Raw genomic sequence first — 24,328 nt, 5'->3', positions numbered from 1 at the left:
TTCGTTTTGCGCCAGGCTGGATCGCCAGCCGGGTGCGGTGGGCGGGGTCTGCCCACCGGCCATTCTTGCCGGGGCGAACGCTCCACGCCTTGCGAGCGGGTCGGGGCCGCCATGAGGCAAGTCATTCTTTTATCATGAGGATTGAGTTCGGCGCTGGGGCCCATCCCGGCACGGGCCTTGCGGGTGCGTGTACGGGACAAAAGGTCCGCCGGCCGAGAACGGCCGTTCGCTTCCAGAATGGAGGAACCCCACAATGACAAATTCGGTGAACACCAACGCCGGAGCGATGATCGCGCTCCAGAACCTGAACAAGTCCAATATGGAGCTGCGTGAAGTGCAGAACCGTATCAATACCGGCCTCGAGGTCGCAGGCGCGAAGGACAATGGCGGCTTGTTCGCCATCGCCCAGCGCATGCGTAGCCAGGTGGCCGGCTATGGCGTTGTTCAGCAATCCCTGGACCGCGGCGACGCGACGCTCGACGTCGCGCTCGCCGGGGGTGAAGCGATCTCGGATCTGCTTATCGAGATGAAGGAAAAGGCGCTCGCCGCTGCGGACGCATCGCTGGATACGGCCAGCCGTTCGGCCCTGAACGAAGACTTCACGGCCCTGCGCGACCAGATCGCAACGATTGTCAGCAACGCCGAGTTCAACGGCCTGAACCTCATCGACGGATCGACCTCGGCTTTCGTGGCCCTGGCCAACCAGGACGGCTCGAACACGCTCACCGTACCGGCGGAGGACTTGTCCCTCTCCGGCACCATCGTGACCGTGACCGCGACCGCCTCGTTCGCCACCGCGACCCAGGCCGATGCGATCGCTTCGCAGATCGGGGTCTCACTGGACAATGTGAACGAGGCGCTCGCGCGCCTTGGCACGAAGTCCAAGGCTATCGAGATCCATTCCACCTTCGTCACCAAACTCTCCGATTCACTGGAGAAGGGGATCGGCAATCTCGTGGACGCGGACATGGCCAAGGAGTCCGCCCGGCTTCAGTCGCTGCAGGTCAAGCAGCAGCTGGGGATTCAGGCGCTCTCCATCGCCAACTCCGCACCGCAGAGCGTGCTGTCCTTCTTCCGCGGATAAGAGGCCGAGCCGGAGCCGCCTCATGGGCGGCTCCGGTTTCTTTTTGTGTCCGGCCGCACTTAAGGTTTTGCTAACCAAATCATTGATCCGACTGAATTTTTACACCGCGTTTACCGGCAGATTGTGCCGACGCGGCAAATATTGCCGAGCTAAGAGGCGTCAATCCGGCAGATTTTGCCGGGCAAGGGGGTGGTCGGCGCCATCATCGTTTCCGGATAGCCGATATATTTCATAATTTTAGGCCCTTCTTCTTGAGTGGATCCTGAAACTGGCCCCGCCCTTGCTGTTGCTTCTGTGGGTCAGAAGACCTGTCGCGCAAAAAGCGCGTCTCCAACGTAGAAACGTCAAGGAGCCAAGAAATGGCGACGATCAATACGAATCCGGGGGCGATGATCGCCCTCCAGAACCTGAACAAGACCAATTCAGAGCTGCAGACTGTCCAGCAGCGCATCAATACCGGTCTTGCTGTCAGCTCCGCCAAGGACAATGGCGGCGTCTACGCCATCGCCCAGTCGATGCGCGCGGACGTGGGCGGCTACAAGGCCGTCTCCCAGTCCCTCGACCTGGCCCAGTCCACCGTGGATGTGGCCCTGGCTGCGGGCGAAGCGATCTCCGATCTGATGATTGAAATGAAGGAGAAGGCGCTCGCTGCGTCTGATGCTTCGCTCGATACGGCTTCGCGCAACGCGCTGAACGAAGACTTCACCGCGCTCCGCGATCAGATCGGCACGATTGTCCAGAACGCCGAATTCAACGGCGCCAATCTGATCTCCAACGGCGCCGCGGACATCACGGCTCTGGCCAATTCCAACGGGTCCAATGTGATCACGATCGGCGCGGAAGACCTGTCTCTGACGGGCACCACGCTGACCATCAGCGCCGGCACCTCGATCGCCACCCAGACCAACGCTGCGGCTGCGGCCACAGCGATCGAGACCTCGCTGAACAACCTGAACTCCTCGCTTGCGCGTCTGGGTACGGGTTCCAAGGCGCTGGAGGTTCACAAGACCTTCGTGGGCAAGCTGTCGGATGCGCTCGAAAAAGGCATCGGCAATCTGGTCGACGCGGATCTCGCCAAGGAAAGCGCACGGCTTCAGTCGCTGCAGGTCAAGCAGCAGCTGGGCATTCAGGCGCTCTCGATCGCGAACTCCGCGCCGAGCTCGATCCTTGGTTACTTCCGGTAATCGAGACTGACGATTCTCCGGGGCCGGCGTAGAACGCGTCGGCTCCGGCGAACGCGTGCAAAACGCACGTGAAACCAACCGTAGAAACGGATCATTGAAGGAGCCAAGAAATGGCGACGATCAACACCAACCCGGGCGCGATGATCGCCCTCCAGAACCTGAACAAGACCAATTCGGAGCTGCAGACTGTCCAGCAGCGCATCAATACCGGTCTTGCTGTCAGCTCCGCCAAAGACAACGGCGGCGTCTACGCCATCGCCCAGTCGATGCGCGCGGACGTGGGCGGCTACAAGGCCGTCAACCAGTCCCTCGACCTGGCTTCGTCCACCGTGGACGTGGCCCTGGCCGCCGGTGAAGCGATCTCCGACCTGCTGGTCGAGATGAAGGAGAAGGCCCTTGCCGGCTCTGACTCCTCGCTCGACACCGCGTCGCGGAGTGCTCTGAACGAAGACTTCAAGGCGCTGCGTGATCAGATCAGCACCATCGTCTCGAACGCCGAATTCAACGGCGCCAACCTGATCGACGGGTCGCAGACCGCCGGCATTTCGGCCCTGGCCAACGCCGACGGCTCGAACACGCTCGACATCGACGACGAGAACTTCAGCCTTGGCGGGTCCATCGTGACCGTCGCGGCGACGGCCTCGTTCGGCACCGCTGCAGCCGCCTCTACGGCCGCCGCTGCGATCGAGACGTCCCTGGATAACCTGAACTCGTCGCTCGCGCGTCTGGGTACGGGCTCCAAGTCGCTCGAAGTGCACAAGACCTTCGTGGGCAAATTGTCGGATGCGCTCGAAAAAGGCATCGGCAATCTGGTCGACGCGGATCTGGCGAAAGAAAGCGCCCGTCTTCAGTCGCTGCAGGTCAAGCAGCAGCTGGGTATCCAGGCGCTCTCGATCGCGAACTCCGCGCCGAGCACGATCCTCGGTTACTTCCGGTAATCGATAGGGAAGAGCGGCCGGGGCGTTCTGTGGGGTTCCTCCCGGCCGTTCAACCTATTGCCCATGATGTATTCGCAATGAAAGGAGGCGCCGGACGCGGCGAAAGCGTCTTGCGATGAGGCAAGATGGATATTTCAAAACTTATGTCGGGCAGCGCGATCGCCCGTTCCGCCATGATGGCGGAAGATGAGATCGTGGTTCGCAAGCTCAAACCCGCCCCGCCGGCGAAGCCGGAAGCCGTGGACCAGAGCGAAGACGCGGCGAAAGAAGACGAACGGGCTGTGGTTGAGCGCATCGAGGCGATGCGGGCCGACATCAACGCCAACTCCCGCTCGCGCCTGCAGATTGATCGCGAAGGCGACGCGGGGCGCTTCGTCTACCGCATTCTTGATCCTGACACCGGCGAGACCATGCGCCAGTGGCCGCCTAAGAAATATCTCGAGCTTGTCGCCTATCTGCGTGATCAGCAGGGCGGTCTGGTGAACGAGCGCGCCTGAGCGACCCGGCAAAAAGCGACCGGTTCACAGGCAAGAATTAACCATGCGCACCCCCGTCGCGGCGACGCCCGGCGGGGCATTTTGTTTTTAGGTATATGAAATAAATAAGAGAACTCCCGTGGCCCCGTGTTGGCCCGCAGGTTGCTCCTGTCACTGGCGAATGCCGCCGAATGCGGCGCGGCCAGCCACGCGGGAGAATTCCAATGACGCTGAGCGTCCACACCAACACCTCGGCGATGATCGCCCTTCAGAACCTGAACAAGACCAACACGTCGCTCGCGGATGTGCAGCAGCGCATCAATACGGGCCTGAAAGTCTCCGGCGCGAAGGACAACTCCTCGATCTTTGCGGTGGCGCAAGGCATGCGTTCGGATATCGGGGCGCTTGGCTCTGTGGAATCCTCGCTGGACCGCGCGGTGTCGATCGGCGACGTGGCCATCGCGGCGGGTGAAAGCATCTCCGATCTTCTCATCGAGATGCGCGAAAAGGCGACCGCGGCGATGGACCCGTCCATCGACACCTTCTCGCGTCAGGCCTTCGATAGCGATTTTCGGTCGCTGATGGAGCAGGTCTCGGTGATCATCGACAACGCCGAGTTCGACGGCGCGAACCTGCTCAACGGCACGCTGACCAACGGGATCGCCTTCCTGGCCGACGCCGACGCAACCCGCACCGTGACGCTGGGCGCACAGAACATGTCGCTGGCTGCAACGCCAGGCGCCAACGCCATCTTCACCATTCCTTCCGGGACGAGCCTCGGCTCGGCCTCGCTCGCCGGCGTGGCGGTCTCCCAGATCCAGGCGACGCTGGACAATGTCAATCAGGCGCTGGCCAATCTGGGCTCGGACCTGAAGAAGATGGAGGCTCACCGCACCTTCGTCGGCAAGCTGATGGATAGCTTGACCGAAGGGGTCGGCAATCTGGTTGACGCCGACATGGCCAAGGAGAGCGCGCGGTTGCAGGCGCTGCAGGTCAAGCAGCAGCTGGGCGTTCAGGCGCTCTCCATCGCCAACTCCGAGCCGCAGATCATCCTGTCCCTGTTCGGCCGTTAGACGCCGCGCCTCCCACGCGCAAAAATTCGCCCGGCGTGTACGCGCCGGGCGTTTTCTTTTGCGCTATCCGCGCCCCAGCGCCCGCCATCCGATATCGGTGCGGTGAACGCCTTCCGGCCAGTCGATCTTCCCGACGCCGTCATAGGCGCTTGTGATCGCCTGCTGCAGCGTGTCGCCCACGGCGGTGACGGTGAGCACGCGCCCGCCTTGCGCGGTCCACCAGCCGTCCTCGTTGACGCTGGTGCCGGCGTGAAAGACCGTCACGCCCTCCACCTCGCCGGCTTCCTTCACACCCTTGATCACCGAGCCTTTTTCATAGGCGCCCGGATAGCCGGAGGTGGCCATCACAATGGTGGCCGCTGGCTTTGCAGCGGCGAGATCCGGCAGCAGGCGGGCAAAATCAGCCTGGGGCATGCCGCCGGTGGCGCACGCCAGCAGGGCCGGCACGATGTCATCGTTGAGCGAGGCCATCAGCACCTGGCATTCAGGATCGCCGAAGCGTACGTTGAACTCGACGACCTTGGGCCCGTCCGGAGTGACCATCACGCCGATATAAAGCACGCCCTTATAGGGGTGGCCGGCGTCTCGAAGCCCGTCGATCATCGGCTTTGCGATGGTCTCGTCGACCTCCTGCATCAGCGCCGCACTCATCACCGGGGCGGGGCAATAGGCGCCCATGCCGCCGGTGTTCGGGCCTTCATCGCCGTCCAGAAGGCGTTTGTGATCCTGGCAGGCGGGCAGGGTGAGGCGGTTGGTCCCGTCGGTGAGCACGAAGATGCTCGCTTCTTCGCCCGGCATGAATTCCTCGATCACCAGCTCCGCGCCCGCATCACCAAACTTGCCGCCGAGCATGGCTTCGGCCTCGGCCTGCGCCTCCTCCAGCGTCTGCACGATGACCACGCCCTTGCCGGCGGCCAGCCCGTCGGCCTTGAGCACGTAGGGTGCGGGCAGGGCGGCCAGGAAGGCCTTGGCCTCGCCGGCGTCGGTGAAGCGGCCATATCCGGCGGTGGGCACGTTGAACGTCGCCATCAAATCCTTGGCGAAGCCCTTGCTGGCTTCCAGCTGGGCGGGTTCCCGGTCAGGGCCGAACACGTCAAAGCCGCGCGCGCGCAGCCGGTCAGAGAGGCCGCCGGCCAGAGGCGCTTCGGGGCCGATGACGATCAGGTCCGGCTCCAGCTGCAGGGCGAGCGCCTGCAATCCGTCCACATCGTCGGCCGCCACGTCGAAGCAGGGTCCGATCTTGTCCAGCGCCGCCGACCCGGGCGCGGACCAGACAATGTCCACCAGAGGGCTCTGCGCGATCTTCCAGGCCAGCGCATGTTCGCGACCGCCTGAGCCGACGATGAGGATGTTCATGGCGCGCTCCGTTTTCGTTAGCGCGCTGAATGGCGGGCGCAGGGCGAAAGGTCAACGGGTCAGGACGCGCGGCGCGCGCGCCGTTGCGGCCGGCTTGGTACACCCGCCGCGATGGCTCAGCGGCGAATCCGTATTAGGTTGGGCGTATGACCGACGCGCCCGTTTCCAACATGCCCGAATATACCGTCTCCGAGCTGTCCGGCGCCCTGAAGCGCACGGTGGAGGACGCCTACGGCCATGTGCGCGTGCGCGGTGAGCTGGGCCGGGTGATTCGGGCCAAATCCGGCCATCTCTATCTCGACCTCAAAGATGAGCGCGCGAGCCTGGACGGCGTGATGTGGAAGGGCATGGCCGGCGTTTTGAACTTCCGGCCCGAAGAGGGGCTGGAGGTGATCGCCGAGGGCCGGCTCTCCACTTTCCCCGGCCGCTCCAAATACCAGATGATCATCGAGCGTCTGGAGCCCGCCGGAGAGGGCGCGCTCATGGCGCTTCTGGAGGCGCGCAAGAAGCAGCTCGCTTCCGAAGGCCTGTTTGCGGAAGAACGCAAACGGCCTCTGCCCTTCCTGCCCCGTGTGATCGGAGTGGTGACCTCGCCCACCGGCGCGGTGATCCGCGACATACTTCACCGCCTGGAGGACCGATTTCCGGTCCATGTCCTGCTCTGGCCGGTGCTCGTGCAGGGGGAGAAGGCCGCCGATCAGATCACAGCGGCCATCAAGGGCTTCAACGCGCTGCCCGAGGACGGGCCGGTCCCGATCCCCGATGTTCTCATCGTGGCGCGTGGTGGCGGCTCGGTGGAAGATCTGTGGTGCTTTAACGAGGAGAGCGTCGTGCGCGCCGCGGCCGCCTCGCGCATTCCGCTGATCTCGGCTGTAGGCCACGAGACAGACACCACGCTCATCGACTACGCCTCGGACCGGCGCGCGCCGACGCCCACGGGCGCCGCCGAGATCGCCGTGCCTGTGCGCCGTGAGCTCGCCGAGCGCATCGCCCAGGTGCAGCTGCGCCTGGCCGGCGCCCTGCAGCGCGGCGTCGACCGCAAGGCGGCGGACCTCAAAAGCGCCGCCCGGGCCCTGCCGCGCCCGGAAATGCTGATCAGCGACGCCCGCCAACGCATGGATTATGCGGCTGGGCGCCTTGAGGGCGCGGGCCGCACGCTGGTTCAGGCCCGCAAAAGCCGCTTCGAGGCGGTGGCGGCGGGCCTTCGCCCCAATGCGCTGCGCCGTGACATCGCCGAAAAGCAGCGCCGCTTCGCCCAGAGCGCCGAGCGGCTGGCGCCGGTCTATGCGCGCTCGCTGTCACAGTATGAAAGAACGCTTGTGAGCCTTGGCGCGCGCCTTGAGTCGCTGAGCCATAAATCAGTGCTGGCGCGCGGCTTTGCGCTGGTGACCGGCGCAGACGGAAATCTCGTGCGCGCCGCATCGGCGCTGCAGGATGGCCAGGCGGTGACGCTGGGCTTCGCCGACGGCGAGCGGGCGGCTCGCATTGGAGAGGGTGCAGCCGCTTCGCCGGGCACCTCTGCTGGCGCTCCTGCTCGCGCCTCGACATCCGAAAATCCGGGGCCGGCCAAGCGCCGGCCGGCGAAGCCGAAAGCCCCGCCGGGGCAGGGCTCGCTCTTCTAATACGTCCCCGACACTATCTGCGAGGCCGTTTGCGAGGCTCGGGCTTGCCCTCGTTCTTGTCCTCGCCCGTCTCGCGGCGCGGTTCCCTAGCGCCGTCCTCAGGGTCCATGTTGGCCAGAAGGTCACGCCAGCGCCAGCCGCCGTCACGGCGCGCGCTCTCGGGGTCGGGCTTGCGGCGCGCCTCGCCCTGGCGCTCGGCGTCGGCCAGATCCAGCGGCTCGTCGGGATCATCGGTCGCCGGGTCCTTGAGCTCGAAGGGTTCGGGCTCCTCCGGCTGCGCGCGCGCAGAGCGGCGCGACGGCGCAGGCTTCGACTCGCTACGCGGTTCCGGTCTCGCTTCGGACTTTGGTTCCGGCCGATCTTCAGAGCGGGCTTCGGATCTGGCGCCACGGCGGCCGGTGAGGGGGTCGGGCACTTCATTGATCGCCAGATCGATGGGTTTGCGCCCTGAGGAGACGCCGCCCATGCGCAGGATGAAGTCGGAAAGCAGCTCGTAATTCTGGCGGATGCGCGCCTGGAACTGGGAGTCGATCTCGCGCGCCTGATCGCTGGCCTCGGCGGCGGTTTCGTTGAGGCGGGCCAGCCCGTCCTCCAGCATGCGCTCCATGGCGTGGACGCTCTCGCGCGCATTTTTCGGAGCCGCGTCCATCTTCTCGCGCAAGCCCTCCAGCGCAGCCTCCATGGCGCGGCCTTCCTCTCGGGCGGCCGTCAGCGTATCGGCGAGCCGGCGCTTGACCGCGGCGGAGGCGTCTTCGGCGGCGCGCGCCGCGCGTTCGGTGAGGTCTTCAGCTTCGCGAAGGCGCGCCTGGAAGGCTTCGTCGGAGCGCCGGGCGGCTTCAAATCCGGCTTCGCTGACGCGCTCCAGGGCCGCTTCGGCGTCGCCGGCCTGCTTGCCCAGAGACTCCCCGGCCTTCTCGGCCGCTTCGCGGGCGGCCCTGGCTGCGGCTTGCAGACGTTCCAGCGCGGCTTCCTGGGCTTTCGCGGCGGTTTCGCTCTGACCGGCGATCTCGCTGGACAGGCTCTCGGCGCGCTCCAGCGCTTCGCTCACCGCAGCCTCGAAGACTTCGCCGGCGCGGCGCGCGGCGCTCTTGAGCGTTTCTGCGCCGTCGGCGGCGGTCCGGCTCATGGTCTCCAGCTCGGCCTTGTGGAAATCCAGCGCGGCGGCGATCTTCTCCTGCTCCTTGCGCAGGGTCTCGCTGGCGTCTCCCAGGCGGTCCTTGTGCTTGAGATAGGCCGCTTCGAGCCCTTCGGTGCGCTCCTTCAGCCGGTCCGAGAAATCGCGCAGCTCGGTGGCGCGCGCGTCCAGTGCCAACGCCACGCGGTCGCCGCTGTCCTCAGCCGATTTTCCAGCGCCTTCAAGGCGTTGTGCGGCGGCGCGGATCATCTTGTCGCCGTCATGGGCGCGCGACTCGGCGAGCTCTGCTGCGGCGGCGACCATTTTCGACTGATCCTGGATCGCGGCGGCGATGAGCGCGGCCTTGTCGTCCAGGGTCTCGGAGACTTCCGACAGCTTCTCACGTTCGCCCCGAAGGGACTTGACCAGGCTGTCGGCCTTTTCCTTGGCGCGGCCCGAACTGTCTTCCAGGCTGTCGGCGTGGTGGGCGATCACCTCTTCCATGGCGGCAAGGCGCGCCAGAGCGCTTTCCACCGCGGAGTTGACCCGGTCCACCTGCATGGTGATCGCATCGGCCAGGCGCGCCGCGTCTTCGTCGGCGTGGCGGGCCGGGCTGGCGAGGCGCGCCACCGCCGCATCCAGGCGCCGGGCGCGGGCGCCGGCGCGGGCGACCTCGCGGCCCAGAAGGCCAGCGACCATGAAGAGAAGCGCCGGTGCGACGGCGAAGATCGATACGCCGGCGATCTGAGCCGGAGTAAGGCTGGCCAGATCCATATAACCGGCCAGGTATGCGCCGGCGCCGCCCATCCACAACAGCCCGAAAGCGAGGCCGGAGAAGGCGATCCAGCCTCCGCCTCCGCCTCCACCGCCGTGGCCGGGGTCTTCGCCGGGTTCAGACCGCATTGGCGCGCGCGCCTTGCGTTCGGTCAGGGCGCCGCCCTGGGGCGTATCGAACCCGGTCTCGCCGCGATCCTCAGCGGCCTCGGACCAGTGTTCATCGCGTTCGGAGGCATCTTTCGCGGCCATGGCGGCTCGTCGTCTCCCAGCCGCGTCTGACGCGCAGCTTCATCCACACAGGGGCCCAGACTGACGTGAGTCGCAGCGGGCGCGACGCCGGTCAGGGGCGATTTCCTGTTGTACGTGTGAATTGCGCGAAATTAAAGCGCGGGCATCCGAAGTGCGCGGCGATCGGCCTCGCAATTATCGATTCTCTGCAGACCCGGCAGGGCCGATTCGCCAGTTTCCAGCTCGGCTGTCTCAACGATGGCGGCGGGCTGGAAGCGCACCGGATTGCACTCTTCCTCACGCTCATAGCCGAACCCGATCAGCGAAAGCGCTGCTGCGGCGACCAGATGAAGAAGATCAATCAGGATATGCATGAGTTCCAGCTACGCCCGGGAGACGCCGGGAGCAAGAAAAACCGGCTCCGGTGAACATGAAACCTTGGTAATAAAACCCCGCGGCGCCCCCCGTGAAGGCTTGCAATGCCTGTTGATCGCGGCGAACTTTAAACCCGTGGGTCACGCTTTGGGGGGCGAAATGAGCGCAACAGTGCCGAAGACAGAAGCGCAGAGCGCGGCGAGCGCCGGGTCCGGCCGGGCGCCGGTGGCGTCAGGCGACCGCTATGAGAGCCTGGACGTCCTGCGCGGCGTGGCCGTGCTCGGCATCGCGATGGTCAATGTGCAGGCCTTCATGATGTATTACGGCGCGCTCAGCTATCCGCCGGCCCACATGGACGCGACCGGGGCGAATGCGTCCGCCTGGTTCTTCACCCACGTCTTTTTCGAGCAGAAATTCGTCACCCTGTTCTCCGCCCTGTTCGGAGCCGGGATCGTGCTGATGGTGGGTGAGGCCGCCGACGCGTCGCGCAAGCTCCATTTTTCGCGCATGCGCTGGCTGCTGCTCATCGGTCTGATCCACGGCTTCGTGTTCTGGTTCGGCGATATTCTGACACCCTACGCCCTGGTCGGCTTGATCGCGGTCGCCTTCCGCAAGATGGGAGTCGTCAAATTGCTGGTCTGGGGCGTGCTGCTGGTGCTGCTCACCAACGCGCTCATCGTCGCCAGTCTCTGGGCCACGAGCGCCCTGCCGGGCGGGCTTGATCCGGCGCCGTTCAGTACGGTCCCGGACGCTGAAACGCTGGCCATGTTCACCGGCACCTACCAGGCGGGTTTTATCGAAAGCCGGATTTATAACGCGATCGGCAACGCTGTGGCGCTCTTGAGCCAGCTGACGCTGTTCGGTCCGCGCATCCTGGGCATGATGCTCATCGGCATGGCGCTTTTCAAAAGCGGCTTTTTGCTGGCCCGCTGGAGCCCTGTCGCCTACGGCGCGATCACGGTGGTCTGCCTGGGCTCGGGCCTTCCCGGGCTTTGGATAGCGACCGCGCCCGCCGCCGCTAACGGGTTTCCGGCCGAAACGCTATGGGTGCACGGCTCGGTAAACGCCTTCCTCAGTCTCGTGGTGGCGTTTGGTTACGCAAGCCTTGTCATGCTGATCTGCAAGGCGCCCTGGCTGAAGCTTGTGCGCCTGCCATTCGCCGCCGCGGGCCGCATGGCCTTCACCAACTACCTCACCCAGACCTTCGTCATGGTCGCGCTCGCCACCGGCGTGTTCGGACCGGCGCTGTGGGGCGAGATCGAGCGGGTGCAGCAGGTGCAGCTGGTGATCGTGATCTGGGTCGTCCAGCTCATCATCTCGCCGATCTGGCTTTCGGTCTTCCGGTTTGGTCCCTTTGAATGGCTTTGGCGTTCGCTGAGTTATGGAAAGGCCCAGCCTTTCCTGAAAGGCGCCACGACGACCGGGCCAGCCTGACATGGCGGGCGGCGTGGTGAGGGCCGGCGATCTGATCGCCGTCTACGGGCTATTGCGTGCGGGCCAGTCCGGATTTGCGCAATTCGGCCTGGCACATGCATTCCGGGACGCCGGCCCCTGCGTGCTGAAGGGCGAGCTCTGGGATCTGGGCCGCTATCCCGGCCTTGTGGACGGCGAGGGCCGGGTGCTGGGCGAATTGTTTGAAGTCATGGACCCGTCCGTCATGGCCAGGCTGGACGTGTTCGAGGACTACTGGCCCGGCGATCCGGCCCGCTCTCGCTATGAGCGGCGCAAGGTCCAGCTTGCCGAACCGGACCGCGAGGCCTGGGTCTATGTCTGGATTCTGGGCCTGAACGACGCCCGGCGCATCGAAAGCGGCGACTGGCTGAACCGCTAGGCTTTGGGCGCATCCGGCTGGTTTTCCGGCGCAGCGCGTTCGAACGGCGGCAGGGCGCGCGCGGCGGCGTCGGCGGCCACCAGGCGCGGATAGGCGGCCAGATCCACGCCGAACCGGCGGGCGTTATACATCTGCGGCAGAAGATAGACTTCCGCCAGCGTCGGCCCGTCGCCGAACAGGAAGCCGCTCCCGCCGCCGGCCGTTTCGCCAGCCCCCTGCGCTGAGACCTCCGCGAGCTGCTCCAGCGCGTCAAACCCGGTGGTGATCCAGTGGCGCGCCCAGGCGGTGGCGCCCTCCTGATCGGCGCCGTAGTCGGCCTTCACCTTCTTCAGCACGCGCAAATTCTGGATCGGGTGAATGTCGCAGCCGATGGCCGCTGCAAACGCGCGCACCCGCGCCCGCGCCGCCGGATCTGACGGCAGGAGCGGCTTGTCGGGAAACACCTCCTCCAGCCATTCGAGAATCGCCGGGCTCTGGGTGAGAATCACGCCGTCGGCCTCAAGCGCCGGTACGAGGCCTTGAGGATTGCGGGCGAGATAGTCGGGACGCGATTGCTCGCCTTCAACCAGGTTCACCGGCACGAAATCATAGTCCAGGCCCTTCCAGTTCAGCGCCAGACGCACGCGATAGGTGGTGCCGGAGCGAAAATAGCCGTGCAAAACCAGCTTCATGGTGGGTCTCCCTGTACCGTCGACGCTCTTCGGGGGTGAATTTAGTTGCAAATGATACTATCTTACTTCAGCAACGATGCGCGCGCGGCCCGGCGAACTCAAGCCCCCGCGCGACCACGCCGAAATCAAGGAGCGCGATCATGGCCGATCTGTTCGAGAACCCGCTGGGCACCGACGGTTTCGAATTCGTCGAATTCACAAGCCCGGAACCGCAAAAGCTGGAAGAGCTGTTCAAGCTCCTCGGCTTCACGCCGGTCGCAAAGCACAAATCGAAGGACATCACCCGCTTCAAGCAGGGCGACATCAATTTCCTGGTCAATCGCGAGACCGAAGGCCAGGCGGCCGAATTCCGCGCCATTCACGGCCCCAGCGCCAACGCCATGGCGTTTCGCGTCAAGGACGCGAAAGTGGCCTATAAAGACGCTCTGGAGCGCGGCGCCGAACCCTTCCCGGGAGGGCTGTGGACCGACGCCGTGCCGGCCATCAAGGGCATTGGCGGCTCTGCGCTGTATCTCGTCGACACGTACGGCGATGACGACATCTACGCCGACGAGTTTGAACCCACCGGCGAAGTGGACGAGGGCGGCGCCGGGCTGGAAGTGCTCGATCACCTGACCCACAACGTACTCAACGGCAATATGGACACCTGGGCGGGCTTTTATGAGCGCGTCTTCAATTTCCGTGAAATCCGTTATTTCGACATCAAGGGCCAGCACACCGGCCTTTTGTCGCGCGCCATGACCGGCCCCTGCGGCAAGCTGAAGATTCCGCTGAACGAAAGCTCGGACGACCAGTCGCAGATCAGCGAATACCTGCGCGAATACAATGGCGAGGGCATTCAGCACATCGCGCTCACGACGCCGGACATCTACGCCACCATCGAACAGCTGCGCGACGCCGGCGTCGAGTTCCAGTCCACCCCGCTCACCTATTACGAGCTCGTGGACGAGCGCGTGCCGGGCCATGGCGAGGATCTGGAGCGGCTGAAGAAGAACTCCATCCTGGTGGACGGCGATCCGGAAAACGGCGACGGCCTGCTGCTGCAGATCTTCACCACCACCAATATCGGCCCGATCTTCTTCGAGATCATTCAGCGCAAGGGCAATGAGGGCTTCGGCGAGGGCAATTTCAAAGCCCTGTTCGAATCCATCGAACTCGACCAGATCCGCCGCGGCGTGATCAAGACCGACGCGGCCGAGTAGGCCTTGGCCGGCGCCGGTTCCGGAAATGATCAGGCAGGCGCCGTCGCCTCCCTGCGCCTGCCGTCCTACCTGCCCTACCGGCTAAGCGTCGCGTCCAACAAGGCGTCGAGCCTCATCGCCCGCGCCTATCAGGCCAAGTTCGGGCTCTCCATCTGGGACTGGCGGGTGATTGCGGTGCTGGGCGAGGGGCGTGCGCTCACCGCCCAGGCGGTGTGCGAAGCCACCGCCATGGACAAGGTGACGGTGAGTCGCGCCATCCGCGCCCTGGACGAGCGCGGCCTCGTCCAGCGCAAACCCAATCCCGGCGACAAGCGCGCCAGCGATGTGACGCTGACCCCGGCGGGCGCCGAGGTCTACGGCGAAGTCGCCCCGCTGGCGCTGCGCTACGAGCGGGCGCTGCTGGAGACCTTCTCCGATGCGGAGCGCGATCAGCTCATGGCGCTTCTTGAAAAGCTTGAAGCGCGGCTGGACCAGGGCGGGTTCGAGTAGGGCGCGCGGCGTCCCCCGGCCCGCCTGCGGCATTTCTGCCCTTTCTGTTGCGCGGGGCGCCGGCGATCCCAAATCTGCTAGTGTAAGTTTGATGTCCTGATGGAGAGCCGACCAATGAGCCGTAACCCTGAAGACTCCCTCGAGCTGCGCCGCGCCCCGAAAGGTCTTGGCGACCGCTTTGCGCTGGGCCTGGTGCGGTTCATGCGCGTGTTCGCCGATCTGTTCTTCACGAGCCGCTATGGCCACCGGGCCGTGGTTCTGGAGACCGTCGCGGCGGTGCCCGGGATGGTGGGCGGATTGTTGCAGCACCTGAAAAGCCTGCGCCATATCCGCGACGATCAGGGCTGGATCCGCGAACTGCTGGATGAGGCCGAAAACGAGCGCATGCACCTGATGACGTTCGTGGAAATCGCCAAGCCGAGCCCGTTCGAGCGCGGCCTCGTGATGATCGCCCAGGCGATCTTCTACAACGCATATTTCTTCCTCTACCTCTTCGCGCCTCGCACCGCGCACCGGTTTGTGGGCTATCTCGAGGAAGAGGCCGTGGTGAGCTATACGCGCTATCTCGAGGCGATCGATTCCGGCAAGATGGAGAATGTCCCGGCGCCGAAAATCGCCCGCGATTACTGGGATCTGCCAGCCGATGCGCGCCTGCGCGACGTGGTGTTGAAGGTCCGCGCGGACGAGGCCAAGCACCGCGACGTCAATCACCGCTTCGCCGACACGCTGACCGGCTCGCGCGACAGCCGGGACGAACCCAGGGCGGCCAACGCCGACGCATAGCCGGACGCGCCGGCGCGTGAGCGCCGGCGCCCCGTCCCTGTCATGCGCCCGTCACGCCGGCTTGTTACCCCTCAATGCGACAGCGTCGCAAAGGGGCCCGCCATGATCGTCCGTTTTCTCACTGCATCCGCCATCGCAATCGTCACCGCCGCGCCGGTCCTGGCGCAGGCCTGGTACGGCCAGCCCGAAGTCATGCGCGACGGGGGCGGCGGAGAGATGATCTCCGGCGTCGTGTTTGAGGACTCAAACCGCGACAGCCGGCTTGGCGAAGGCGAAACGGGCGTCGCCGGCGTTCTGGTCTCCAACGGGCGCGACATCGTGCGCACCGGCGAGGACGGCCGCTACGAAATCGCCGTGCGCGACGACATGGATCTCTCGATCGTGCAGCCGTCGGGCTGGCGCGTGCCCACCGACGCGCGGCTGGTTCCCCAGTTCTCCTACACCCACAAGCCCGGCGGCACGGGCTATGAGATGCGCTATGGCGGCCTGCCCGACACCGGCGCGGCGCCGGCGGCGGTGAATTTCCCGATCATCCGCGAGGGCGCGGCTGGAAGCGACTTCACCTGCGCCATTGTCGGCGACAGCCAGACCTATTCCAATCAGGAGGTGAGCTGGCTGCGCGACGGCGTGATCGCCGACATGCTCGACGCCGATCTGGGCCTTGATGACTGCGCCCTCTATGTGGGCGACGTGGTGGGCGATGATCTGGGCCTGCTGGACCGCATCCTGGAAGTCGGCGCCATGGCCGGCGCGCCGCAATGGCTTGTCCACGGCAATCACGATTACGATTTCGACGCGCGCACCGACGAGGATTCCGCCGATAGCTGGCGGCGCATCTACGGTCCGAACTATTACGCCTTCGAGATGGGCGAAGCGCTCTTCGTGGTGCTCGACAACGTGGTCTATCCCTGCACCGCTGAAGACGCCGCCGCAGGCCATGATTTCTGCAGCGATCCGGACCGCCCCACCTATAACGGCCGCGTCACCGAAACGCAGCTTGAGTGGCTGGAAGCGCTGATCAACGAGACCCCGGAAGACCGGCTGATCGTTCTCGCCCACCATATCCCGTTCGTCAGTTTTGTGGACGCCGGCTCCAACAAGCATCAGACCGATGCGCTGGACCGCATTCACGCCATGGTCCAGGGCCGCGAGGCGCTGTCGCTCTCCGGCCATACCCACACGATCGAAAACCACGCGCCGGGCCAGATCTTCGAAGGCTGGGCGCAGAACACCGGGGCCGGGCCGCTGCCCTTCCGCCACATCATCGCCGGCGCCGCTTCGGGCGCCTGGTTCCAGGGCGATTTCAACATTGACGGCAATCCCATGGCGCTGCAGCGCATGGGCGCGCCCAACGGCTATCTGCACATGGAGTTCAGCGGGACCGACTATACCGAACGCTATGCCGGTCAGCGAATCGACCGCGCGCGGGGTCAGTGGGTGGGCGTTTCCACTCCGGATTTTCGCAGCTGGTACAGCGCGATCATGGACTGGCGCGCCGAGGACTATGACACGCGCGATCCGCTGCCGCCCTTCACCCTCAACGACCTGCCCGACACCTCGATCCTGACGCCGGAAGAGCTCGCCGGCGGGGCTTTCGTCACCGCCAATGTCTGGGCCGGTTCGGCCGAGACTCAGGTCACCGCGACCTTGCCCGGCGGCCAGGTTCTGGAGATGACGCGCACCCAGGCCGGCGAGGGCGAGGCGCCGCGGATCGGGGCCGACTATGCCGATCCGTTCGCCACCGAGCGCCAGCTCACCGTGGGGCGCTACGCCTATGAAAGCCGGTCGGGCGATCCCCAGGCGCAAGGCTTTGAACTGTATCAGGGGTCGACCTTCGGCCCTGCCGCGCCCCAGCCCCAGGGCTCCATCGCCGACCGCAACATGCATTTGTGGACCGCGCGCCTGCCCGAAGACCTTCCCGCGGGGGTCCATGCCATCACGGTGACCTCCACCGACCGCAACGGGATCGTGTTCGAGGACCAGTTGATCGTGGAGGTGCGCGACGAACGCCCGCCGCGCTATTTCCGCGAAGAGCTTTGGGACTGACCGGAGCCGCACGGCCGCGACTGTGTTATGATGGGAGCGTTACCAATTTAGGGAGAGAATGATGCGTTTCACCGCTCTGCTCGCCACCGCCGCCTTCGCCGCGCCCGCCGCCGCGCAGGATTTCTCGTCAGATCCCGGCGACGGCCGGATCCTCATCGAGGAATGGACCGTTCCCTATGAAGAGAGCCGGCCGCGCGACCCCTATACCATCGACGGGGATACGGTCTGGTTCGTCGGCCAGCGCAGCGACTATCTCGCCGCCTTCGACACCGGCTCGGGCGAGCTTCGCCGCATCGATCTGCCTGAGGGCGCCGGCCCGCATAACGTGATCGTCGCCGAGGACGGCACGCCGTACTACGCCGGAAATCGCGACGCCCATATCGGCCGCGTGGACCCGTCGAGCGGCGAGATAGACCGCATCGACATGCCGGACGGCCATCCCCGCGATCCGCACACGCTAACCTTCGACGCGAACGGCGATATCTGGTTCACCGGGCAGGGCGCCAACACGGTGAGCTTTCTCGATGTGTCCGAGGACACGGTGGAGACGATCGAGGTTCCGACCTCGAGCGCGCGCCCCTACGGCATCAAGGTTGCGTCTGACGGGACCGTTTGGGTCGTGCTCCTGGGAGTCAACAAACTCGTCGAGATCGACCCGGAGACCATGACGCTCACCGAGCACGAGATCCCGCGCACCGAGGCCCGGCCGCGCCGCATGGCGCTGACGTCCGACGGGCGGATCTGGTACGTGGACTATGCTGGCGGCTATATCGGCGCATTCGATCCGGAGACCGAAACGTTTGAAGAGTGGCGCGCGCCTTCGGGGGCGGACAGCGCGCCCTACGCCATGGCCGTCGACGGCCAGGACCGGCTCTGGTTCGTCGAAACCGGCCCGCAGCCGAACGTCCTCGTCGGCTTCGACCCGTCCACTGAAGCGTTTTTCTCCAGCACACCCGTGCCGTCCGAAGGCGGAACTGTGCGTCACATGCAGTATTACGCCCCGGACGGCGTCATCTGGTTCGGCGCCGACACCAACACGATCGGCCGCGCTGTGGTGGAGCCCTGAGGCTGCACGGCGCTTAGGGGCGGGTCCAAGCGGATCGACGCGTAAAACATCGCTCCCTTCGATGGAACTGGAGCCGCGTCGAACCGCTAACCCGATGTCCGCTCTCGCTTGAAAAAGCCTAGCCCGTCACCCGCAGGCGCAGATACAAAACCCGCCCCCGCGCGTCGTGGACCTTGGTGTCGTAACCCAGAGGCGTCCTGACGAAAGGCGCCTCCTCGTCGAAGACATTGAGCGCGCCCAGCGTCGCCTCCACTGGACTTCCCGCAACATCGCCGCGCCAGCCCGCCTGCAGATCGAAAACGCTCCAGGCGTCGATTTCGGCGCCGGCGTTTTCGTCGTCGTCATAGGCCGAGATATGGCGGACCTGGGCGCGGGCGGTGAGGGGGCCGTTCATCCAGTCGGCGTAGGCTGTGGCGCGAAGCTCGGGCAGGGAGCGGGCGAAATTGGTGAAGTTTCGCGATCCTACGGCCTGGATTTCTCTCGTGAGAACCGGGTCAAAAACCGTGAACTCGTTCACATAGGCGGCGTCCGCGCCGAACCCGATCGCGCCGTACCGCCCCAGCGAGACCGGCTCGCGCGCCAGCGACAGATCCAGGCCCTGGGCCTCTACCTGCGGCGCGTTGGTGAAGCGGGCGCGCACCAGAACCACGTCGCCGGCGGCGCTCAGCTCCACGCGCGGATTATTGTAGATCCCGTCATCGGCCAGATCGGCGGCGAGGATGGCGTTGGCGCTCTCTTCAACGATGAGATCCTCCACCTCGATGCGCCAGAGATCGGCGCGCGCCGACCAGCCGTTCGCGGCGTAGTCGGCCGACAGGGTGAAGGTGTCCGCTGTTTCGGGATCCAGATCGGGGTCGCCCACCGTGCGCACGGGGCGGAACAGCGATTGCGCCCCAAGGGTCAGGCTCTGCAGGGTCGTGCTGGCGCTCACCTGCTGGTGAAGCGAGGGCGCGCGGAAGGACCGGCTCCAGCCCGCCGACAGTGTTAGGGCGTCGCTTGCGTCAAAGGCGAGGGCGAGCTTGGGGTCGGTGGAGGAGAAGCGCTCCAGATCCTCGTGGCGCACCGCACCCTGCAGGCGCAGTCGCTGCGACAGCGGCACGACCGATTCAGCAAAGGCGGAGAGGACGTCGCGCTCGCCTGAATAGTCCGGCCCGCCGACGATGAAGAGGAAGGCGTCGTCGTTGAAGGTCTGGCCGTTGTCCACGTCCAGCGTCTCGCGCCGGATCTGGGCGCCCAGCACCAGAGAGGCGGGCCCGCCCGGCGCGGTGAAGGCGGCGTCGGTGCTCATCACGGCTTCGGCGCTGGTGAGCGAGGCCTCGCTGCGGCGCGTGTTCTCGCCGATCAGCCAGTCCACCAGGGCGGGGTCGTTATAGCGCGGGTCGCCGGCGTCGGTGACAAAGGCGCCGGAACCAAAGGGATTGAAATAGCCGCAGCCGTTGGCGCCAGGGACGACCCCTGAACAGTCCGGACCGCCAAGGCCCACGAGCGCGGCGTCAAGCCTGCCTGCGATCGTGTCGGTGATCGTGGCGGTGAGCCGGTTTTGCGAATGGTTCAGCGTCAGAACACCGGTCCAGTTGCGCCCGGCCAGCGCAAAGTCACGCGCTGCTTCAACGTCCACGCGGAACGTCTCATGGTCAAAGCCCCGCCGCGCCGCGCCGGCGTTCACCCCTTGGGGCCGGCCAAGCCAGACCACATCGCGGCCAAAATAATTGCCCGGATTGGCGGAGGGGATGGTGGGAAAGCTAAGCGCCGGCAGAGACGGCGAGTTGCCCCGCGTCAGCTGCTGGTCGGCATAGGCCGCCCGGATCGTCAGGCGGGTTTCGCTAAAGTCCGCGGTGAGGGCGGAAAACGCATTGAGGCGCGTTTCGTCGGGAATGAGCGAGAAGAACTGGCCGAAATCCAGCTGGCAGAAACCCGGCGCGCCGAACGCCGTGTCCGCGCCCAGCACCAGGGGATTTCCGCCGCCGGCGGCGCAATCGCGGTCGATGATGGCCTGGGGCCCGCCTGAAGCCGTCGTGACTTCAAAGCCGCCGCCCGGCGCCGGAATGTAATAGGCGCCCGGCTGGCCCAGGGCGGAAAGGCCGGTGCCGGGAATGAAGCCGGTCTCAAATCCTTCCACGCCGTCGGTGTCGCGCCAGCTCACAGCCCCGGTCAGGTGCACGCTATCGCTCAGCGCGCCGCCGGCGATGGCCGAGAGGATCGAGGTATAGCCCCCGCCGCCGAACCCGTCCGGACCGCGCGCCTCAGCCTCCACCGCAAAGCCGTCATGGCGGTCGCGGGTGAGCACGTTGACCACGCCGGAGAGCGCGTCCGACCCGTAGAGCGGGCTGGCGCCGTCTTTCAGGATCTCCACCCGGTCAATGGCGATGTCGGGCACAAGGGCGTTCAGGTCCACAAAGCTGGCGCCGTCATCGCTGGCCACGCTGGCCGGGGTCTGGCGCTGGCCGTTGATCAGCACCAGCGTCGCGCCGAGCCCCAGGCCGCGCAGATTGACGCTGGACGTGCCCGACGTGTCGTTCTGGGTTCCCGGATCGTCATTGAATTCAGAGCCCGTGATCGCCGGATCGAAGGCCAGCGCGTCTCCCAGATCCGAGAGGCCGCCTTTGCGCAGCGCCTCGCCGGTGAGGATCGTCACCGGCTGGTCGCCGGCCTGGGCGCCGGCGGCGCGTCCGCCGGTGACGGTGATCACCTCGCGCGCTTCCTGGCTAAGGGCCGGGCCTTCGCCCAGGATGATGAGCAGAGCGGCGGCGCTGACGGTGACGGCGCGCTTCATGGGCAGCCTCGCTTTGATGTCGTTTTCGCGAATAGAGAGCGCGCGTAGCAGGCGAGGGCAGGCCGCACAAGCCGCACCTTGCCGGTGACGCGGACGATTTGATGCGCGCAGCGCTGTGGGTTTCGGCGTCCTTTCGCTCTATGCGGTCGCCAACTTCGCCGGAGCGTCCGGTCTCATGGCCGATTTCGCAAACAGCCTCGTCCCCGCCGCACCGTAGCGCAGATCCTGCGTTGAAATGGCTGCGCAAAGGGCGTGGACACGCGCCGATCGCCGCCCTATAAACCGCGGCCTCAAGCGAGGCTGGCGCACGCGCTGGTCCCGCCGCCCGGGTAGCTCAGTTGGTAGAGCAGCGGATTGAAAATCCGCGTGTCGGTGGTTCGAATCCGCCCCCGGGCACCATTTTCTCTCGTTCCCCTTTGCGTTCGTCTCGTCGATCCTCCCCTGGATCAAGTCCGGAGTTCAGACGGGCGGTCGCCCTTGCGAACCCTGCGGGTTCGAACCTGGGCCGCTATGACGCACAATTCCTTCTTCTGCTTTGTTTCAAAGTCTAAAGGGCGGGAAGCGCACACGCGCCAAGCGTGATCGAGGAAGGCGTCCCCAAACCGTGAGGGCTGCGTCCGTCGATTCGGGCGCCGCGCGCCCGGGCCGGCGAACCGGGTGTCGAGCCTTGCCGCGCTCTGATATGGGCGCCGACGTTCCGACAAAACATAGGCGAGAGGGGCTCCACACGGTTGGTCCTGGAGGCGGACGACCACTGAGCGCTGACGACGCGGTTCAATAGACCAATCCGGACAGAATACAGACTTGACATAAAATGACAGGTCTTGGGGCCTGTGCAGCCCGTCGATTCATCGTTTTTTATTTTCCTGAATGAAAATTGCCGTATACGATCTTCCTGTGCGCTTAATGCACAATTATTAGGACTTTAAGATATGCGTTATCATTCAGCTCTGGGCGCGGCCCTGCTCGCAGCAACTTGTCTGGCGACTCCTGCGCTCGGACAAGATTACAGTCTGAACCCAACCTACGGGACCTATAATCTGCAATCGGGGTTCCTGCCGGATCCGCAATTGATCCAGGTCGTCGCAGGCGGCTCCAATAATGTGTCTGCAATGACGGGCGGGCAATGCGCCGGCTTCGCCGCCGAGGCGCCGGATGTTCGCATCAACTTCACTGGAGGGTCCTTCAGCGAAATCAATTTCTCGGCCCGTTCGAACGCGGACACGACGCTGATCGTCAACGACCCCAACGGCCAATGGTTTTGCGACGATGACAGCGGCGAGGGTCTCAATCCCCTGGTCGAATTGACGCCGATCAGCGGCCAGTACGATATCTGGGTGGGCACGTTCGGCTCGAGCACGGCCCAAGCGACGTTGGCGGTGTCCGAACTTCCCTATGGCGGCGGATCAGCCGGTCCGGCGCCGAGGCCTGCGCCTCAGCGCTCGTCCGGCCCGGATTATTCACTGGCGCCGGGCTACGGGACCTACTCGCTGGCTTCGGGCTTCACCCCGGACCCGTTTGAAATTCAACTCGTCGCCGGCGGGCCCAACAACGCCTCGGACTGGAGCGGTGGACAATGCGCCGGCTTTATCGCTGACGCCCCGGATGTGCGCCTGATGTTTCAGGGCGGATCCTTCCCGGAGCTTTACTTCTCCGCCGGCTCCAGCGCCGATACGACGCTTGTCATCAATGGGCCGAACGGCGAATGGTACTGCGATGACGACAGCGGCAATGAAGGGCTGAACCCTCTTGTGCGCATGTCGCCGGCTTCAGGCCAGTATGATATCTGGGTGGGGACCTACGGATCATCGACGGCGAGCGCCGTTCTTTCGATTTCCGAACTCTATTCGCGATAGACACCGGCCCTGAGACGGCCAAAGCGCCGCCGGACACGCTCCGGCGGCGTTTTTTATTGCTTCCAGCCGCATTCACTCCGGTGTGCCGCTTTTGGGGCCGCGCATCGTGACCCGCCAGCGTGTTTTGATCGTCTGCGCCACGCCGCGCGGTATGGCGGCCGGCGCCGATATCCGCTCTAACGCCGCCCTGCATCCTCTGGAAAGGTCCGGACAAATGCGTCATGCTCTCCCGGTGTTTCCAGGGGAGTGCGTTCATGGTGTTCAGATCCTTCGCCGCCGCCGCGCTGGGCGCGGCTGCTGTCTTCGGCGCGCCGGCGTGCGCTCAGGTGGATCCGGGGCCGCTTCTTTCGGATGAGCACATCGTCGCCGAACCCTTCGTCGCTGAAACCGGGCGCGGCTGGCAGGAGGCGATTCTCAGCGTGCGCGATCTGGCGCCGATCCGCGACTTCATGGTGGAGGTGGCCGGCTATGAGGTGATGGAGGCCGGGGCGCTGGATCCCACCTGGCTGGCCGCCTGGGATCTGCCCGACGGGGCGGGGGGCGCGTACGCGCTCCTGCGCAGCCCTGGCAAGAGCGTGGGTTGGGTGCGGCTGGTGCGCTTTGACGGGGTGGATCAGGTGCTGATCCGTCCGGGCGCGCAAGCCTGGGACCAGGGGGGATTATTCTCTCTCATGGTGCGCGCCGAGGAGGCCGCAGACGTGGCCGACGCCGCCCATGCGCGCGGCTGGAGCGTGTTCAACCAGCCCCAGATCTTCCAGTTCGGTCCGCTGAGCATCAAGAATGTGGTGGTGCGCCTGCCCGACGGGGTGAATCTGGCGGTGTATTCACGCGTGAGCCCGCCGGTGGAGGGCTGGGACGATCTTGAAGGCTTCTCCTACCCGTTCAACACCATGGCCATGGTCCACGATATCGAGGCGGAGCGGGCCTTCCTTGAAGACGGGCTGGGTTTCGCGCCGTTCTGGGAGGGCGATTATATCGACACCGAGGAGATCGACACCAATTTCGCCATGCCCAACAATCTCTCCGTGGAGATTGCACGCCGCACCGCCATCCTGCAGCAGCGCGAAGGCGAGGACGGGCGCATGGAACTGATGCAGTTCGTTGGGCTGTCCGGCGAAGATTTCTCGAACCGTGCGTTGCCGCCCAATCTGGGCATCCTGGGCGTCCGGCTCCCGGTGGCCGATCTCGCCGCCGTGCTGGAAAGGCTCGACTCTCAAGGCATTTCGCCCGCGGCCGGGCCGCAAACGCGCATTCTCTCGCCTTATGGCGAGATCATTTGGGCCGCGGTGCGCAGCCCGAGCGGGATTCTCATCGAGTTATATGAACAGTCTGAACCCTGAGAGAGTGCGCAAAAGTCACACTTCTATACCATTAGGTCCGGACA

At 65.3% G+C, this 24,328-nt stretch carries 20 protein-coding genes and 1 tRNA gene; 16 read left to right on the top strand and 5 right to left on the bottom strand.

Annotated features, from left to right (window positions below; all coding sequences use genetic code 11):
- The first annotated feature begins 253 nt into the window (after positions 1 to 253).
- The 5 genes from ACWCOP_RS09500 (at position 254) to ACWCOP_RS09480 (ending at position 4,755) form a co-directional block, all read left to right on the top strand.
- Positions 254 to 1,084: a flagellin gene (locus ACWCOP_RS09500; protein WP_478248046.1), complete on the top strand. Its 831-nt coding sequence runs from the start codon at positions 254 to 256 to the stop codon at positions 1,082 to 1,084.
- Between the two features lie 359 nt (positions 1,085 to 1,443).
- The gene (locus tag ACWCOP_RS09495) at positions 1,444 to 2,268 is read left to right on the top strand and encodes a flagellin (protein WP_478248045.1); all 825 of its coding nucleotides are present in this window, start codon (positions 1,444 to 1,446) and stop codon (positions 2,266 to 2,268) included.
- Between the two features lie 110 nt (positions 2,269 to 2,378).
- Entirely contained in the window at positions 2,379 to 3,206 is an 828-nt protein-coding gene (locus ACWCOP_RS09490) for a flagellin (protein WP_478248044.1), read from the top strand.
- A 125-nt stretch (positions 3,207 to 3,331) separates the two neighbouring features.
- Positions 3,332 to 3,703, top strand: coding sequence for a flagellar protein FlaG (locus ACWCOP_RS09485; protein ID WP_478248043.1), 372 nt, complete (start codon positions 3,332 to 3,334; stop codon positions 3,701 to 3,703).
- A gap of 203 nt (positions 3,704 to 3,906) precedes the next feature.
- Positions 3,907 to 4,755: a flagellin gene (locus ACWCOP_RS09480; protein WP_478248042.1), complete on the top strand. Its 849-nt coding sequence runs from the start codon at positions 3,907 to 3,909 to the stop codon at positions 4,753 to 4,755.
- 63 nt (positions 4,756 to 4,818) lie between these two features.
- Here the strand turns inward: ACWCOP_RS09480 and purD are convergent, their stop codons facing one another.
- Positions 4,819 to 6,111 (bottom strand): phosphoribosylamine--glycine ligase, encoded by a 1,293-nt coding sequence (gene purD, locus ACWCOP_RS09475; protein WP_478248041.1) that lies wholly within the window; start codon positions 6,109 to 6,111, stop codon positions 4,819 to 4,821.
- A gap of 146 nt (positions 6,112 to 6,257) precedes the next feature.
- Between purD and xseA the strand changes: the two genes are divergently transcribed.
- Positions 6,258 to 7,733 carry an exodeoxyribonuclease VII large subunit gene (xseA, locus tag ACWCOP_RS09470; protein WP_478248040.1) on the top strand — a complete coding sequence of 492 codons (1,476 nt, stop codon included), beginning with the start codon at positions 6,258 to 6,260 and terminating at the stop codon, positions 7,731 to 7,733.
- Positions 7,734 to 7,746: 13 nt separating this feature from the next.
- Here xseA and ACWCOP_RS09465 read toward each other — a convergent pair whose 3' ends face one another.
- A complete protein-coding gene (locus ACWCOP_RS09465) occupies positions 7,747 to 9,873 on the bottom strand; it encodes a hypothetical protein (RefSeq protein ID WP_478248039.1) in 2,127 nt (708 codons plus the stop codon).
- A 131-nt stretch (positions 9,874 to 10,004) separates the two neighbouring features.
- Complete coding sequence (locus ACWCOP_RS09460) at positions 10,005 to 10,226, bottom strand: hypothetical protein (protein WP_478248038.1); 222 nt, start codon at positions 10,224 to 10,226, stop codon at positions 10,005 to 10,007.
- 172 nt (positions 10,227 to 10,398) lie between these two features.
- On the opposite strand from ACWCOP_RS09460, the gene ACWCOP_RS09455 reads away from it, so the two are divergent.
- Together ACWCOP_RS09455 and ACWCOP_RS09450 are read left to right on the top strand one after the other, a co-directional pair.
- Positions 10,399 to 11,661, top strand: a complete 1,263-nt coding sequence (locus ACWCOP_RS09455; protein WP_478248037.1) for a DUF418 domain-containing protein — start codon at positions 10,399 to 10,401, stop codon at positions 11,659 to 11,661.
- A gap of 1 nt (position 11,662) precedes the next feature.
- A complete protein-coding gene (locus tag ACWCOP_RS09450) occupies positions 11,663 to 12,058 on the top strand; it encodes a gamma-glutamylcyclotransferase family protein (RefSeq protein WP_478248036.1) in 396 nt (131 codons plus the stop codon).
- Here the strand turns inward: ACWCOP_RS09450 and maiA are convergent.
- Positions 12,055 to 12,729: a maleylacetoacetate isomerase gene (gene maiA / locus ACWCOP_RS09445; protein WP_478248035.1), complete on the bottom strand. Its 675-nt coding sequence runs from the start codon at positions 12,727 to 12,729 to the stop codon at positions 12,055 to 12,057. The genes ACWCOP_RS09450 and maiA overlap by 4 nt on opposite strands.
- A 140-nt stretch (positions 12,730 to 12,869) precedes the next feature.
- Between maiA and hppD the strand changes: the two genes are divergently transcribed.
- The 5 genes from hppD (at position 12,870) to ACWCOP_RS09420 (ending at position 18,315) form a co-directional block, all read left to right on the top strand.
- Positions 12,870 to 13,931, top strand: a complete 1,062-nt coding sequence (gene hppD / locus ACWCOP_RS09440) for a 4-hydroxyphenylpyruvate dioxygenase (protein ID WP_478248034.1) — start codon at positions 12,870 to 12,872, stop codon at positions 13,929 to 13,931.
- A 3-nt stretch (positions 13,932 to 13,934) separates the two neighbouring features.
- Positions 13,935 to 14,420 carry a MarR family winged helix-turn-helix transcriptional regulator gene (locus ACWCOP_RS09435; protein ID WP_478248032.1) on the top strand — a complete coding sequence of 162 codons (486 nt, stop codon included), beginning with the start codon at positions 13,935 to 13,937 and terminating at the stop codon, positions 14,418 to 14,420.
- Between the two features lie 114 nt (positions 14,421 to 14,534).
- Positions 14,535 to 15,203 carry an alternative oxidase gene (locus tag ACWCOP_RS09430; RefSeq protein WP_478248031.1) on the top strand — a complete coding sequence of 223 codons (669 nt, stop codon included), beginning with the start codon at positions 14,535 to 14,537 and terminating at the stop codon, positions 15,201 to 15,203.
- A 102-nt stretch (positions 15,204 to 15,305) separates the two neighbouring features.
- Positions 15,306 to 17,249 (top strand): calcineurin-like phosphoesterase C-terminal domain-containing protein, encoded by a 1,944-nt coding sequence (locus ACWCOP_RS09425; protein WP_478248030.1) that lies wholly within the window; start codon positions 15,306 to 15,308, stop codon positions 17,247 to 17,249.
- 58 nt (positions 17,250 to 17,307) lie between these two features.
- Positions 17,308 to 18,315: a Vgb family protein gene (locus ACWCOP_RS09420; RefSeq protein ID WP_478248029.1), complete on the top strand. Its 1,008-nt coding sequence runs from the start codon at positions 17,308 to 17,310 to the stop codon at positions 18,313 to 18,315.
- 118 nt (positions 18,316 to 18,433) lie between these two features.
- On the opposite strand, the gene ACWCOP_RS09415 is transcribed toward ACWCOP_RS09420, so the two are convergent.
- Positions 18,434 to 21,088 (bottom strand): TonB-dependent receptor domain-containing protein, encoded by a 2,655-nt coding sequence (locus ACWCOP_RS09415; protein ID WP_478248028.1) that lies wholly within the window; start codon positions 21,086 to 21,088, stop codon positions 18,434 to 18,436.
- Between the two features lie 323 nt (positions 21,089 to 21,411).
- On the opposite strand from ACWCOP_RS09415, the gene ACWCOP_RS09410 reads away from it, so the two are divergent.
- The 3 genes from ACWCOP_RS09410 to ACWCOP_RS09400 all read left to right on the top strand — a co-directional run bounded on the left by ACWCOP_RS09410 (position 21,412) and on the right by ACWCOP_RS09400 (position 24,284).
- Positions 21,412 to 21,487, top strand: a tRNA-Phe gene (locus ACWCOP_RS09410).
- 533 nt (positions 21,488 to 22,020) lie between these two features.
- Positions 22,021 to 22,944, top strand: coding sequence for a hypothetical protein (locus tag ACWCOP_RS09405; protein ID WP_478248027.1), 924 nt, complete (start codon positions 22,021 to 22,023; stop codon positions 22,942 to 22,944).
- 254 nt (positions 22,945 to 23,198) lie between these two features.
- Positions 23,199 to 24,284 carry a VOC family protein gene (locus ACWCOP_RS09400; protein WP_478248026.1) on the top strand — a complete coding sequence of 362 codons (1,086 nt, stop codon included), beginning with the start codon at positions 23,199 to 23,201 and terminating at the stop codon, positions 24,282 to 24,284.
- The last annotated feature ends 44 nt before the right edge of the window (positions 24,285 to 24,328 follow it).

The sequence above is a fragment of the Apolloniradiicaulis salifontis genome (assembly GCF_053756655.1).
The sequence above is the reverse complement of the archived record's forward strand: the minus strand, read 5'-3'. Positions and strand labels throughout refer to the sequence as shown.

Bases quoted from the DNA above. Each gene is read 5' to 3' on its own strand.
- ACWCOP_RS09500 (WP_478248046.1), top strand. From the start codon at position 254: ATGACAAATTCGGTGAACACCAACGCCGGAGCGATGATCGCGCTCCAG.
- ACWCOP_RS09495 (WP_478248045.1), top strand. From the start codon at position 1,444: ATGGCGACGATCAATACGAATCCGGGGGCGATGATCGCCCTCCAGAAC.
- ACWCOP_RS09490 (WP_478248044.1), top strand. From the start codon at position 2,379: ATGGCGACGATCAACACCAACCCGGGCGCGATGATCGCCCTCCAGAAC.
- ACWCOP_RS09485 (WP_478248043.1), top strand. From the start codon at position 3,332: ATGGATATTTCAAAACTTATGTCGGGCAGCGCGATCGCCCGTTCCGCC.
- ACWCOP_RS09480 (WP_478248042.1), top strand. From the start codon at position 3,907: ATGACGCTGAGCGTCCACACCAACACCTCGGCGATGATCGCCCTTCAG.
- purD (WP_478248041.1), bottom strand. From the start codon at position 6,111: ATGAACATCCTCATCGTCGGCTCAGGCGGTCGCGAACATGCGCTGGCC.
- xseA (WP_478248040.1), top strand. From the start codon at position 6,258: ATGACCGACGCGCCCGTTTCCAACATGCCCGAATATACCGTCTCCGAG.
- ACWCOP_RS09465 (WP_478248039.1), bottom strand. From the start codon at position 9,873: ATGGCCGCGAAAGATGCCTCCGAACGCGATGAACACTGGTCCGAGGCC.
- ACWCOP_RS09460 (WP_478248038.1), bottom strand. From the start codon at position 10,226: ATGCATATCCTGATTGATCTTCTTCATCTGGTCGCCGCAGCAGCGCTT.
- ACWCOP_RS09450 (WP_478248036.1), top strand. From the start codon at position 11,663: ATGGCGGGCGGCGTGGTGAGGGCCGGCGATCTGATCGCCGTCTACGGG.
- maiA (WP_478248035.1), bottom strand. From the start codon at position 12,729: ATGAAGCTGGTTTTGCACGGCTATTTTCGCTCCGGCACCACCTATCGC.
- hppD (WP_478248034.1), top strand. From the start codon at position 12,870: ATGGCCGATCTGTTCGAGAACCCGCTGGGCACCGACGGTTTCGAATTC.
- ACWCOP_RS09430 (WP_478248031.1), top strand. From the start codon at position 14,535: ATGAGCCGTAACCCTGAAGACTCCCTCGAGCTGCGCCGCGCCCCGAAA.
- ACWCOP_RS09425 (WP_478248030.1), top strand. From the start codon at position 15,306: ATGATCGTCCGTTTTCTCACTGCATCCGCCATCGCAATCGTCACCGCC.
- ACWCOP_RS09420 (WP_478248029.1), top strand. From the start codon at position 17,308: ATGATGCGTTTCACCGCTCTGCTCGCCACCGCCGCCTTCGCCGCGCCC.
- ACWCOP_RS09415 (WP_478248028.1), bottom strand. From the start codon at position 21,088: ATGAAGCGCGCCGTCACCGTCAGCGCCGCCGCTCTGCTCATCATCCTG.
- ACWCOP_RS09405 (WP_478248027.1), top strand. From the start codon at position 22,021: ATGCGTTATCATTCAGCTCTGGGCGCGGCCCTGCTCGCAGCAACTTGT.
- ACWCOP_RS09400 (WP_478248026.1), top strand. From the start codon at position 23,199: ATGGTGTTCAGATCCTTCGCCGCCGCCGCGCTGGGCGCGGCTGCTGTC.